General features: G+C 65.5%; 12 protein-coding genes. 8 read left to right on the top strand and 4 right to left on the bottom strand.

Annotation, left to right across the window (positions count from 1 at the left end; all coding sequences use genetic code 11):
• The first annotated feature begins 35 nt into the window (after positions 1–35).
• From purN to nadC, 5 genes are all read left to right on the top strand, one after another.
• The gene (gene purN, locus U5805_RS20315; protein WP_322105288.1) at positions 36–695 is read left to right on the top strand and encodes a phosphoribosylglycinamide formyltransferase; all 660 of its coding nucleotides are present in this window, start codon (positions 36–38) and stop codon (positions 693–695) included.
• Entirely contained in the window at positions 692–2131 is a 1440-nt protein-coding gene (locus tag U5805_RS20310; RefSeq protein ID WP_322105287.1) for an RsmB/NOP family class I SAM-dependent RNA methyltransferase, read from the top strand. Before purN ends, U5805_RS20310 begins: the two co-directional genes overlap by 4 nt.
• A 448-nt stretch (positions 2132–2579) precedes the next feature.
• The gene (locus tag U5805_RS20305; protein WP_322105286.1) at positions 2580–3776 is read left to right on the top strand and encodes an acyl-CoA desaturase; all 1197 of its coding nucleotides are present in this window, start codon (positions 2580–2582) and stop codon (positions 3774–3776) included.
• 172 nt (positions 3777–3948) lie between these two features.
• Positions 3949–5079, top strand: a complete 1131-nt coding sequence (gene nadA / locus U5805_RS20300; protein ID WP_322105285.1) for a quinolinate synthase NadA — start codon at positions 3949–3951, stop codon at positions 5077–5079.
• The gene (nadC, locus tag U5805_RS20295) at positions 5079–5978 is read left to right on the top strand and encodes a carboxylating nicotinate-nucleotide diphosphorylase (protein ID WP_322105312.1); all 900 of its coding nucleotides are present in this window, start codon (positions 5079–5081) and stop codon (positions 5976–5978) included. The genes nadA and nadC overlap by 1 nt, the downstream gene beginning before the upstream one ends.
• Before the next feature lie 87 nt (positions 5979–6065).
• Here the strand turns inward: nadC and nadB are convergent, their stop codons facing one another.
• The 4 genes from nadB to radC form a co-directional block, all read right to left on the bottom strand.
• A complete protein-coding gene (gene nadB, locus U5805_RS20290) occupies positions 6066–7667 on the bottom strand; it encodes an L-aspartate oxidase (RefSeq protein ID WP_322105284.1) in 1602 nt (533 codons plus the stop codon).
• 285 nt (positions 7668–7952) lie between these two features.
• A complete protein-coding gene (gene rpmG / locus U5805_RS20285; RefSeq protein ID WP_158951172.1) occupies positions 7953–8120 on the bottom strand; it encodes a 50S ribosomal protein L33 in 168 nt (55 codons plus the stop codon).
• A 10-nt stretch (positions 8121–8130) separates the two neighbouring features.
• The gene (gene rpmB / locus U5805_RS20280; protein WP_027794135.1) at positions 8131–8364 is read right to left on the bottom strand and encodes a 50S ribosomal protein L28; all 234 of its coding nucleotides are present in this window, start codon (positions 8362–8364) and stop codon (positions 8131–8133) included.
• 336 nt (positions 8365–8700) lie between these two features.
• The gene (gene radC / locus U5805_RS20275; RefSeq protein ID WP_322105283.1) at positions 8701–9591 is read right to left on the bottom strand and encodes a RadC family protein; all 891 of its coding nucleotides are present in this window, start codon (positions 9589–9591) and stop codon (positions 8701–8703) included.
• Between the two features lie 228 nt (positions 9592–9819).
• On the opposite strand from radC, the gene U5805_RS20270 reads away from it, so the two are divergent.
• The 3 genes from U5805_RS20270 to U5805_RS20260 all read left to right on the top strand — a co-directional run bounded on the left by U5805_RS20270 (position 9820) and on the right by U5805_RS20260 (position 12252).
• Positions 9820–10275: a peptidylprolyl isomerase gene (locus tag U5805_RS20270; RefSeq protein ID WP_322105282.1), complete on the top strand. Its 456-nt coding sequence runs from the start codon at positions 9820–9822 to the stop codon at positions 10273–10275.
• Positions 10276–10280: 5 nt separating this feature from the next.
• Positions 10281–11252 (top strand): 4-hydroxy-3-methylbut-2-enyl diphosphate reductase, encoded by a 972-nt coding sequence (gene ispH, locus U5805_RS20265; RefSeq protein ID WP_322105281.1) that lies wholly within the window; start codon positions 10281–10283, stop codon positions 11250–11252.
• Positions 11253–11805: 553 nt separating this feature from the next.
• Complete coding sequence (locus U5805_RS20260) at positions 11806–12252, top strand: hypothetical protein (RefSeq protein ID WP_322105280.1); 447 nt, start codon at positions 11806–11808, stop codon at positions 12250–12252.
• Positions 12253–12324: the final 72 nt, after the last annotated feature.

Below are 12324 nucleotides of genomic sequence, written 5' to 3'. Positions count from 1 at the left end.
GCGTGGCGCGGTGTGCCCGATGATAAAATCCGCGGATGAAAAATCTCGTCATCCTGATTTCAGGACGGGGCAGCAACATGGAAGCCATCGTGCGCGCGTGCGCACAGGAAGCCTGGCCGGCGCGCGTAGCGGCCGTGATTGCGAACCGTCCCGACGCCGCGGGGCTCGAATTCGCGGCGTCGCACGGCATTGCCACGGCGGTCGTGGATCACCGCCAGTTTCCCGAGCGCGCCGCATTCGACGCGGCGCTCGCGCAAACCATCGACGGCTTCGCGCCCGATCTCGTCGTGCTGGCGGGCTTCATGCGCGTTTTGACCGACGGCTTCGTCGACCGTTATTCGGGCCGGATGATCAACATCCACCCGTCGCTGCTGCCGAGCTTTCCGGGCCTCAAGACGCACCAGCAGGCGCTGGACGCGGGCTGCCGCGTACACGGCGCCACCGTGCATTTCGTCACGCCCGCGCTCGATCACGGGCCGATCGTCGCGCAGGCGGCGGTGCCGGTGCGCGAAGGCGACGACGCCGCGGCGCTCGCCCGGCGCGTGCTGCAAACCGAACACGTAATCTATCCGCGCGCGGTGCGCTGGTTCGTCGAAGGGCGCGTGTCGCTCGACGGCGAGCGCGTGCGCCTCGCGCCGGCCGAGCCGCAGTGGCTCTTCTTTGACGACTCGCAAGCCGCCGGGGAGGGCGCATGAGACTGCATGGTTTTCTGATTGGACAGACCGAAACGTTGCTCGCCGACGTTCTCAAATTCACGGGCCCGGCCGACGCGGTAACGAGCCGCTTCTTCCGCGAGCATCCGAAGCTCGGTCACGCCGAGCGCGGCGTGATCGCCGAGGCCGTGTTCGCCGTGCTGCGCCGGCGCATGGAGTTCGCGCATCTGGCCGAAAGCGGCACCGGCAGCCCCACGCGCCGCTTGACGCTGCTCGGCCTGATGGCCACGGCGGGGCGCTCGGCGATCCGCCCGTTCGTGTCCGACGCCGAGGCAAGCTGGCTCGAGCACGTGTCGCGTATCGACCCGGCGAGCCTGCCCGTGCGCGTGCAGCTCAATCTGCCCGAATGGATCATGAAGGCGCTCGAAACGCGTTTCGATGCCGCCGAGCTTGCGCAGCTCGCCGCCGCGCTGAACTACCCGGCGCCGCTCGACTTGCGCTCGAACCCGATCAAGGCGAGCCGCGAGGAACTCCAGCGCGCGCTGGCCGAAGCCGGCATCGAGGCGGGTGAAACGCCGTTCGCGCCCAACGGCGTGCGCGTGACGGGCAAACCGGCGCTCACGAAGCTCGACGCGTTCAAGAACGGCTGGTTCGAGGTGCAGGACGAAGGCAGCCAGTTGCTGTGCTCGCTCGTCGCGCCGCGCCGCGGCGAGATGGTGGTGGACTTCTGCGCGGGCGCGGGCGGCAAGACCTTGGCGCTTGGTGCGATGATGCGTTCCACGGGCCGTCTGTATGCGTTCGACGTGTCGGACCGGCGCCTCGCGAAGCTCAAGCCGCGCCTTGCGCGCAGCGGCCTCTCGAACGTCAATCCGGTGCTCATCGACAGCGAACACGACGCGAAGATCAAGCGCCTCGTCGGCAAGATCGACCGCGTGCTGGTGGACGCGCCGTGCTCGGGCCTCGGTACGCTGCGCCGCAATCCCGACCTCAAGTGGCGCCAGACGCCGGAATCGGTCGCGGAACTCGCGCCCAAGCAATTGTCGATTCTGACGAGCGCCGCGCGCCTGCTCAAGCGCGGCGGCCGGCTCGTCTACGCCACGTGCAGCATTCTCGAAGCCGAAAACGAAGCGGTCGTGAAGCAGTTCCTCGACGCGCATCCCGATTTCGAACTCGTGAGCGCGCGCGACGTGCTGGCGGAGCAGCGCATCGGCCTCGATACCGGCGATTACCTTTCGCTTTGGCCGCATCGCCACGCCACCGACGGCTTCTTTGCCGCCGTGCTGGAGCGTCGCGGCGACGTCAAGCCCAAAACCCGGGCCGCGGGTGCGCAAACCACGCCCGAGGAAGCCGCCGCCGCCGAGGAAGCCGCCGACGCGATCGCCCGCGCGAAGTCCGTGGACGAAACGCCGGCAGCGGCCGAGCCGGACGCCGAACCGACGGCGGAGTCGAAGCAGCCCGAGGCGAAGCCGAAGCCGTAATCGAAGCTTGGGCTCTAGGCAAGCACGGCGCGGGGCCGTCCGGCGAATACCGGGCGGCCCCGCGCCGCTTCATGGAGCGCGTGTTTGCTGATTCTTACCCGACCCCATATCTCGCGAGTTCGGCGCCAATTCGCCGGGCGCGCCAAATGCGCGCGTTAAGACATGGGAGAAAGCGCGTCCGAAGTGCGGCGCAGGTGTAACAAAGAGCAAAGGCGGGGCAACGGCTTCCGGCCCGCAAAGCGGGACGGCAGAGCGGTGCGGCAAAGCGCCTCGCCGTGACATCAAAAGGTTGACTCGGCCATCGTTTCAGAAAAAAATCTTCATTTGTTACAAACACTTGGAACGGTTCGCGTAGAATGCCGTCCAACCGCTTCAGACCGCTTTCACTTTCTTGACACCCGCGCATTGGCTGAAAGGCCGCCGCGCTCCGCTTCACAGGTAAATTGCCTTGTTGAACTCCCTGCTTGATTTCCTTGCCCACGGAACGCTGCATTTCTCGTGGTGGCAAATCGTGCTGTTTGCCGTCGTGGTCACGCATATCACGATCGTCGGCGTCACGGTGTATCTGCACCGTTGCCAGGCGCACCGCGCGCTGGATCTGCATCCCATCGCGGCTCACTTCTTCCGTTTCTGGCTGTGGATGACCACGGGCATGCTCACGGGCCAGTGGGCGGCCATTCACCGCAAGCACCACGCCAAGTGCGAAACCGAGGAAGATCCGCACAGCCCGCAAACGCGCGGCATCTGGAAGGTGCTGCTCCAGGGCGCGGAACTCTATCGCACCGAAGCGAAGAACGAGGAAACGCTGCGCCGTTTCAGCCACGGCACGCCCAACGACTGGATGGAGCGCAACGTCTACACGCGCTATCCCATCCTGGGCGTGAGCATCATGATGGTGATCGACGTCGCGCTGTTCGGCGCGGTCGGCCTGACCGTGTGGGCCGTGCAGATGGCGTGGATTCCGTTCTGGGCCGCCGGCGTCGTGAACGGCCTCGGCCACTTCTGGGGCTACCGTAACTTCAATTCGTCGGATGCGAGCACGAACCTGTTCCCGCTCGGCATCATCATCGGCGGCGAGGAACTGCACAACAATCACCACACGTTCGCGACCTCCGCGAAGCTTTCGAGCAAGTGGTACGAGTTCGACATCGGCTGGATGTATATCCGTCTGATGTCGGCGGTGGGTCTTGCCAAGGTGAAGAAGGTCGCGCCCACGCCGCGCCTTGCCAAGGACAAGCTCGTGGCCGACCACGAAACGCTCCAGGCCGTGCTCTCGAACCGCTATGAAGTGATGGCGCGTTACGCGAAGGCCGTGAAGCAGGCGTATCGCCAGGAACTCGCGCATTTGAAGGAAGTGGGCGAGCGCGAGAAGTACAAGGTCATGCGCGGCGCGCGCAAGTGGTTCGACAAGGAAGAAGCGAGCCTCGACGAACCGCAGAAGCGCCAACTGCCGCAAATCTTCGCGAACAGCCAGAAGCTGCGCACGTACATCGAGTTGCGCAACGAACTGACTGCCATCTGGGAACGTTCGAGCGCCTCGCGCGAGCAGCTCCTCGCGCAGCTCCAGGACTGGTGCCATCGCGCCGAGCAAAGCGGCATCAAGGCGCTCCAGGAATTCGCCTCGCGCCTGCGCCGCTACGCTTGAGCTGATTTATCGGCCTCCGGTGGGGCGCGTAAAAATCCTTTAAAATGACGGAACGTCACAAAACCCCGCGCTGGCGGGGTTTTTCTTTTTGGGCCGCGAAACAGTCGATTCAGCCAGGGTTCCCACAGGTGCCCGGGCTGGGCCGGCGCGGCGATCGGTAGGGGCAGGAGATATGAGTCAGGCGATCAGAAAGGTCGAATACGACCGCCCGCAAGGCGCCGTTTGCAGTGTCGGTCAGGCGTGGGCCCGCGTGCCCGACGCGCCCTCGCAGGCGGAGCGCGCCGTGTTGAAAGAGCGCGTGCGCGCCTTGCTCAAGCGCGAGAAAGCGGTGCTCGTCGCGCATTATTACGTCGATCCCGAATTGCAGGAACTCGCCGACGAAACCGGCGGCTGCGTGGCCGATTCGCTCGAAATGGCGCGCTTCGGCCGCGATCATGAGGCGCAAACGCTCGTCGTGGCGGGTGTGCGCTTCATGGGCGAGACCGCGAAAATCCTGAGCCCGGCCAAACGCATTCTCATGCCCGATCTCGACGCGACCTGCTCGCTCGACCTCGGCTGCCCGATCGACGAATTCTCGGCTTTCTGCGACGCGCATCCCGACCGCACCGTGGTCGTCTACGCGAACACCAGCGCCGCCGTGAAAGCGCGCGCGGACTGGATGGTCACGTCGTCGATCGGGCTGGAGATCGTCGCCGATCTGCACGCGAAAGGCGAAAAGATCATCTGGGCGCCGGACCGCCATCTCGGCAGCTACATCCAGAAGAAAACCGGCGCCGACATGCTGATGTGGCAGGGCTCCTGCCTCGTACACGACGAATTCAAGGGCATCGAGCTGGATTTGCTGCGCGCCGAATATCCCGACGCGAAAGTGCTCGTCCACCCGGAATCGCCGGAAGGCGTGGTCGCGCTCGCCGACGTCGTGGGCTCGACCACCCAGCTGATCGACGCGGCCGTGAAGCTCGACGCGCAGCGCTTTATCGTCGCGACCGACCTCGGCATTCTGCACAAGATGCGGCTCGCCGCGCCCGGCAAGACCTTCATCGAAGCGCCCACGGCCGGCAACAGCGCCACCTGCAAGAGCTGCGCGCATTGCCCGTGGATGGCGATGAACGGTCTCGCGAATCTCGGCGACGTGCTGGAGCGCGGCCACAACGAGATTTTCGTCGATGCCGCGATTGCCGAGCGCGCGCGTCTGCCGATCGACCGCATGCTCGCGTTCGCGGCCGAACACAAGCGCCGCGTGCGGGCGAGCGGCGATCTCGCGCGCGACACCGCGCTGTTCTCGCAAGTGGGAGCCGCATGATGGGCGCGCTGGAACTGCTCGCGGTGAATGCGCTGTCGCCCGTGCTGGCCGAGGTGCGTGCGCAGTACGGCGCCGCCTTCGACGCCGCGATCGAGCGCAACGTGCGCGACGCGCTCGCGGAGGACGTGGGCGCGGGCGACCAGACCGGCCGTCTCGTGCCTGCCGACGAAATGCGCGACGCGCGCATCATCGTGCGCGAAGACGCGGTGTTGTGCGGCGTGGCGTGGTTCGACGGCGTGGTGAAGCAGGTCGATCCGCGCATCGACGTGCGCTGGCATTACCGCGAAGGCGAGCGCATGGCCGCCGGCACGCCGGTGTGCTCGCTGCGCGGCCCGGCGCGTTCGCTGCTCACGGCCGAGCGCAACGCGATGAACTTCCTGCAACTGCTCTCGGGCGTGGCAAGCGTCACGCGCCGTTATGTCGACATGATCGCGCACACGCGGGCGCGCATTCTCGACACGCGCAAGACCTTGCCCGGCTTGCGCCTCGCGCAGAAGTACGCGGTGCGCGTGGGCGGCGGTGCGAACCAGCGCCTCGCGCTCTACGACGGCATTCTGATCAAGGAAAACCACATCGCGGCGGCGGGCGGCGTGGGCGCGGCCGTGGACGCGGCGCTCGCGCTGAACGCGGGCGTGCCCATCCAGATCGAGGTGGAAACGCTCGAACAGCTCGAAACGGCGCTCGCGCACGGCGCGAAGTCGGTGCTGCTCGACAACTTTTCGTTTGCGATGATGCGCGACGCGGTGACGCTCACGGCGGGGCGCGCGGTGCTCGAAGTCTCGGGCGGCGTGAATGCGGACACCGTAATCACGATCGCCGAAACGGGCGTCGACCGCATTTCGATCGGCGCGCTCACGAAGGACGTGCGGGCCACGGATTTTTCGATGCGGATCGTCTGACGCGCGCGCGATTCTCGCGCCATCGACGTAAAAAAGGCCGCTTCACGACGAAGCGGCCTTTTGTTTTCAGGCGGTTTCCGGCCGCGCTCAGGACATCGTGCGATTGCGCACGCGCTCGGGCGAAAGCACCGTCGGCAGCGCTTTGGGCAGCGTGTTCGGCCAGTCGCGGCTGTAGTGCAGGCCGCGGCTTTCGCGGCGCGAGCGCGCGCTTTCGACGATCAGCGATGCGACATCGACGAGATTGCGCAGCTCCAGCAAGTCGCGCGTGACACGGAAATTCGCGTAGTACTCGAGAATTTCGTCGCGCAGCAGCGAGATGCGATGTTGCGCGCGCTCCAGACGCTTGTCGGTGCGCACGATGCCGACGTAATTCCACATCAGGCGGCGCAGCTCGTCCCAATTGTGCGCGACCACGACTTCCTCGTCGGAATCGGAAACGCGGCTCTCGTCCCAGTCGGGCAGCGGCGCGTGGGCGCCCGCGCCGAAACCTTCCGCTTCGATGGCCTCCGCCGCCGCGCGGCCGATCACGAGACATTCGAGCAGCGAGTTGCTGGCGAGCCGGTTCGCGCCGTGCAGGCCCGTGTACGAGGTTTCGCCGACGGCGTAGAGGCCCGCGAGATCGGTGCGGCCCGAGAGGTCGGTGACCACGCCGCCGCAGGTGTAGTGCGCGGCGGGCACGACGGGAATCGGCTCCTTCGTGATGTCGATGCCGAATTCGCGGCAGCGCGCGAGGATGGTCGGGAAATGTTCTTCGAGGAACGCGGCCGGCTGATGGCTGATGTCGAGATGCACGCAGTCGATGCCGTGCTTCTTGATTTCGAAGTCGATCGCGCGGGCCACGATGTCGCGCGGCGCGAGTTCGGCGCGTGCGTCGTGGTCCGGCATGAAGCGCGTGCCGTCGGGCAGGCGCAGCACGCCGCCTTCGCCGCGCACGGCCTCGGAAATCAGGAACGACTTGGCATGCGGGTGGAAGAGGCAGGTCGGGTGGAACTGGATGAATTCCATGTTCGCCACGCGGCAGCCCGCGCGCCACGCCATCGCGATGCCGTCGCCGGTGGAGGTGTCGGGGTTCGTCGTGTAGAGATAGACCTTGCCCGCGCCGCCCGTGGCCAGCACCGTGTGCGGCGCCTGGATCGTGACCGTGCGGTCGTTGACGAGGTCGAGCGCGTAGAGGCCGTGGCAGCGCCGGCCCGGCAGGCCGAGACGGTCGGACGTGATGACGTCGATCGCCTGATGGTCCTCGAGAATCGTGATGTTCGGATGCTGGCGCGCGCGTTCGAGCAGCGTTTGCACGACGGCGTGGCCGGTGGCGTCGGCCGCGTGGATAATGCGGCGATGGCTGTGGCCGCCTTCGCGCGTGAGATGGAAGCCGAGTTCCGCGGCGGCGTCCTTCGTGAACGGCACGTCCTGCGCGATCAGCCATTCGATGGCTTCGCGGCCGTGCTCGACGATGTAGCGCGTTGCGCCTTCGTCGCACAGGCCGCCGCCTGCGACGAGCGTGTCGTCGACGTGGTTTTCCACGCTGTCGGCCGAATCCAGCACTGCGGCAATGCCGCCTTGCGCGCGGTCGCTCGCGCCTTCGGTCATGGCCCGCTTGGCAATGACGACGACGCGCCGCGAGCCGGCGAGATTCAACGCGACGCTCAGGCCCGCCAGGCCGCTGCCGACGATCGCTACATCGAAATTCATGATCCTGCTTCTCCGTCTCTTTGTTCTGCCGCGGTTCCGATGGCGTTCCGCCGTTTTTCCGCTTCGGGCGGTAATGTTTGCCGTCAGACTGGTGAATCGGCAAGCATACTCCGAGTGTGGAGCGAACGGAAATACGCGCGACGGCCGCGGGCGTCAAAACACCTTTGCGCCGTGCAGAGGCGAGAAAAGCCGGGGATCGTGACGGAGAAAAACGGCGCGCAAAAAACAAAACCCCGCTGCGGGAGCGGGGTTCTGGTGTCTTCGTCAGACTCGCAAACCGATCAATTACTTGATCTTGGTTTCCTTGTACTCGACGTGCTTGCGAATAACCGGGTCGAACTTCTTGATCGACATTTTTTCCGGCATGTTGCGCTTGTTCTTCGTGGTCGTGTAGAAGTGACCCGTGCCTGCGGTCGACTCGAGCTTGATCTTGTCGCGGATGCCCTTGGCCATGATTTACTCCTTACAGTTCGCCGCGTGCGCGCAGGTCTGCGAGCACGGAATCGATGCCGTTCTTGTCGATCAGGCGCAGGCCTGCGTTCGAGATGCGCAGACGCACCCAACGGTTCTCGCTTTCAACCCAGAAACGGCGATTTTGCAGATTCGGGAGAAAACGACGCTTGGTCTTGTTGTTCGCGTGGGAAACGTTGTTGCCGCTCATCGGCGCTTTCCCAGTGACTTGGCATACGCGTGCCATGAGAGCACTCCTACGTATTCTGAGTTCGAGAGCCGCTGAAGTTTTCCTGGGCGAGATATGGCCGGAAAAGGAGCGCTCACGTATGGATGAGAGACAACCTCGAACCCAGCGCATATTTCCCCCGGAAGGCCGTGACAGGCTTCGGAACAGGGTTGGAAATAGGCAAACCGCAATTCTAGCAGAAAAATCCCAGGAAAATCAAACCCGATTTGCGCGCCGTGCCGGCTCGTGCCGTCTTGTCCCGGCTCGTGCCGTCTCGTGCGGCGTGGGCGCGACTTCGATGCTATGCCGCAACGCGCTTGCGGGCGCGGCGGCCGTTTTGGCCTGCTCGCGCATTCAGTTCCAGCCGTGGCGCGCGAACGAGAACGTTTCCCGTACGCCGATCACCAAATGGTCGATGAGCTGGACCTCCACCAGCGCCAGCGTTTCGCGCAGCACACGCGTGAGGCGCCGGTCGCTCGCGCTTGGCTGCACCGCGCCCGAGGGATGATTGTGCGCGACGATCAGGCTCGCGGCGTTGAGCGCGAGCGCGCGCCGCACGATTTCGCGCGGATAGACCGCCATGCGCGTGAGCGAGCCGCGCGAGCTTTCCTCGGAGCGGATCAGCCGGTGGCGCGCGTCGAGAAAGAGGCACACGAACACTTCCTGCGGGCGGCCGCCGATCAGAAGCCGCAAATAATCCTCCACGGCGCCCGGCGAGTCGACGAGCGGTTTGTCGTCGAGCGCCTCGGCCAGCGCGCGACGCGCCAGTTCGGTGACGGCCTGAAGCAGCGCCGTTTTCGCCGGGCCGATGCCGCGCAGGTCGTCGAAGTCCTCTGCCTGTGCGTCGAGCAACGCGCGCAACGAGCCGAAGCGAGCGAGCAGCGAGTGCGCAACCTCGAACACGCCGTGACCCGGCAAGCCGGAGCCGAGCAGGATGGCGATCAGCTCGACGTCCGAGAGCGCGGCGGCGCCGGCCGTGCGCAGGCGCTCGCGCGGCATGTCGCGGCGACGTGCTGCGCGCGGCTTGCTCGTGCGGGCTTCGGCGGCAGTTGCGGCGCTGCCTGCCGCTTTTGCAGCATCCTCCGCGACGGGTGCAGTGGGCGCGATTCGTGCGGGGGTTGCGACCGGGGCGGCACTGGCGCGCTGCGGCTTGCGCCCGGCGCACGCCACGGCCGGCGCCGGTACGCCCGCGGCCTCGCTGCGAGCGGCTTGCGCCACGGGGCGCGCGCACGCGGATTCCGTCATCGCGTGGCTCCTTCGGGCAGCGGCTTGCGGGCATGCCGCAGCGTCGCGGCCACGCGCCGCGAACACCGCAAGTTCATGGAAGCGGCGCACGATCCGGCAAGGCGCGCGTCGCGTTTGCCTTGGCCAAGTGGCTTACAATGGATGTTTTCCGGTCGCCCGACGGGGGCCGGACCGGCGCCTCGCGGCGCGCACGCGCGAACTGCGCGTCTCGACGAGAATGAGTAACGCATGAGCATCATCGACATCTCCGAAGTGAAACCGGGTTCCCACGTGACGCTGCACTACCGGCTTTCGCTCGCCGATGGCACCGAGATCGTCAACACCTTTGTCGACCGGCCGGCCACGCTGCTGCTGGGCGCGGGGCAACTGGCGCCGCCGCTGGAAAACATTTTGCAGGGCCTGAAGGTCGGCCACCACTCTACCTTTCAGCTAGAACCGGGCGTGGCGTTCGGCCCGCGCAATCCCGAACTGATTCAGCGCGTCTCGCTCAAAACGCTGCGCGACAACGCCATGATCGGCGAGTCGTTCAATCCGGGCGATCTCGTCGAATTCAATGCGCCCAACGGCGACCGCTATGCGGGCGTGCTCAAGGAAGTCAACGAGACTTCCGCCCTGTTCGATTTCAACCATCCGCTTGCAGGCCAGGCGGTTGCGTTCGAAGTGCAAATCATCGGAATCCTGTAAAGCCCATGACCACCACGGACACGTCTGTTCTCGCCGAACTCACCGACGCGGAAATCCTGCTCGCCCAGCCGCGCGGCTTTTGCGCCGGCGTCGACCGGGCGATCGAGATCGTCGAGCGCGCCATCCAGTTGCACGGCGCGCCGATCTACGTGCGCCACGAGATCGTTCACAACGCCTATGTCGTCGAGGATTTGCGCAAGAAAGGCGCGATCTTCATCGAGCAGCTCGAGGAAGTGCCTGCCGGCAACACGGTGATCTTCAGCGCGCACGGCGTGTCGAAGGCCGTGCGCGCCGACGCCGCGGCGCGCGGCCTGCGGATTTACGATGCAACGTGTCCGCTCGTCACCAAGGTACACGTCGAAGTCGCGAAAATGCGCGACGAGGGCCTCGACATCGTGATGATCGGCCACAAGGGCCACCCGGAAGTGGAAGGCACGATGGGCCAGGTGGGAGAGGGCATGTTCCTCGTCGAGGACATCGCGGACGTCGAGGCGCTGAACTTGCGCAATCCGGCGCGCGTGGCGTTCGTCACGCAGACCACGCTCTCCGTGGACGACGCGGCCGAGATCATCGCGGCGCTCAAGACGCGCTTTCCCGCCATTCGCGAGCCGAAGAAGCAGGACATCTGCTACGCCACGCAAAATCGCCAGGACGCCGTGAAGTTCATGGCGCCGCAGTGCGACGTGGTGATCGTGGTGGGCAGCCCGAACAGCTCCAATTCGAACCGCCTGCGCGAAGTGGCCGAGAAGCGCGGCATTCCCGCCTATATGGTGGACGCGCCCGAGCAGATCGATCCGAAGTGGCTCGCGGGCAAACGCCGCATCGGTTTGACGGCGGGCGCTTCGGCGCCCGAGGCGCTCGCGCAGAAAATCATCCAGCGTCTGCACGAACTCGGTGCGCGCAACGTGCGCGCGCTCGAAGGCATCGAGGAAAACATCGCGTTCCCCTTGCCGCGCGGACTGGGGCAACTTGCCTGACGGCGGTCGATGCCGGCCTGCAAAAGCGCGCCTCGAGCGCGCTTTTTTTGTGCGTGCCGATACCGATAAACGGCAAAAAATGGGGATCTATCATCGAAAACACCGGGTTAACCGGTCGACCGATGCGATGCGGCCTCAGTATTTTCGCTAGATTGGGGCATCTAATTTCCCGGTATGGCCCCGTTTAAATCGAGGCATCGAGCCGGTTTTTTCGCTCCTGCACCAACAGCGCGCATTTTCCCAATTCCGCCAAACGATTGGCGCTCACGCGCACCGATGCCCGCCCCGTAAGGGCTTGCGCCAGACGCTTGCAACACATGATGCAACGCTCGCCGGTTTTTGGTGCAACTGGTGCACGAAAATGCGGCGCAACCTGCGGTGCAACCCTCGCCCTGCCGTTATCTCAGTTAGTGGTTGCAATGCAGGAAAACCCTGCCGGTTCAACATTATTGCCCGTCGCATAATTGGCGTTACAATGCGCGCGTTCTGAGGGCTGGGCGTTGTTGGCAAGGCTCTCGGGCAAGCATTTCGGAAGGCGCAGGAGACCTGATTCATGCACGTCGAATTTGCTTTTGCCACGCCTTCGGCGGCGGCGGTTGCGCCACGCGACGCGTGGTTCGGCCGTGAAGCCGAAGGCCGCAGCGGCAGCGACATATCGACGACCGTTGCGCGCACCGGGGAGATCGAGGTGCGTTCTGGATACGACGATGAAAACGGCCGTGCCGGGCTCGCGAACGCGAGTCTCGCGAGGCCCGCAAAGACGTCCGGAACCGCTTTCGCCCGTGTCGTCATGAAAACTGGCATGCACCTTGCTTTTGCATGCACCGGCGCAAGCGCTGTTGTTGTGCCGGTTCGTCGCCCCGCCGGCGGCACGCTCGCAGGCGAGGGTGCCAGGCGCGCGGGCGGCCCGGATCAGGGAGTCATGACGTTCGACGCATTCACGGCGCACGGCCGCAAGGCCCGCCGCGACGGCGCCGCCGCGAACGTGACAGGTAGTTGAACCCGACGGCACCGAACCATCCGACGGTGCCGTTTTTGCATCCGCGTCCGGCGAGCCTGCCGCTGCAACACA

The organism is Paraburkholderia sp. J41, from assembly GCF_905220235.1.
In the GTDB taxonomy this organism is placed as follows: domain Bacteria; phylum Pseudomonadota; class Gammaproteobacteria; order Burkholderiales; family Burkholderiaceae; genus Paraburkholderia.
This window is presented reverse-complemented; position numbering and strand designations above follow the sequence as displayed.

Coding starts and splice junctions, on each gene's coding strand:
- rpmG (WP_158951172.1), bottom strand. CDS start 8,120: ATGGCCAAGGGCATCCGCGACAAGATCAAGCTCGAGTCGACCGCAGGC.
- nadA (WP_322105285.1), top strand. CDS start 3,949: ATGAGTCAGGCGATCAGAAAGGTCGAATACGACCGCCCGCAAGGCGCC.
- purN (WP_322105288.1), top strand. CDS start 36: ATGAAAAATCTCGTCATCCTGATTTCAGGACGGGGCAGCAACATGGAA.
- nadC (WP_322105312.1), top strand. CDS start 5,079: ATGGGCGCGCTGGAACTGCTCGCGGTGAATGCGCTGTCGCCCGTGCTG.
- radC (WP_322105283.1), bottom strand. CDS start 9,591: ATGACGGAATCCGCGTGCGCGCGCCCCGTGGCGCAAGCCGCTCGCAGC.
- U5805_RS20260 (WP_322105280.1), top strand. CDS start 11,806: ATGCACGTCGAATTTGCTTTTGCCACGCCTTCGGCGGCGGCGGTTGCG.
- ispH (WP_322105281.1), top strand. CDS start 10,281: ATGACCACCACGGACACGTCTGTTCTCGCCGAACTCACCGACGCGGAA.
- U5805_RS20270 (WP_322105282.1), top strand. CDS start 9,820: ATGAGCATCATCGACATCTCCGAAGTGAAACCGGGTTCCCACGTGACG.
- nadB (WP_322105284.1), bottom strand. CDS start 7,667: ATGAATTTCGATGTAGCGATCGTCGGCAGCGGCCTGGCGGGCCTGAGC.
- U5805_RS20310 (WP_322105287.1), top strand. CDS start 692: ATGAGACTGCATGGTTTTCTGATTGGACAGACCGAAACGTTGCTCGCC.
- rpmB (WP_027794135.1), bottom strand. CDS start 8,364: ATGGCACGCGTATGCCAAGTCACTGGGAAAGCGCCGATGAGCGGCAAC.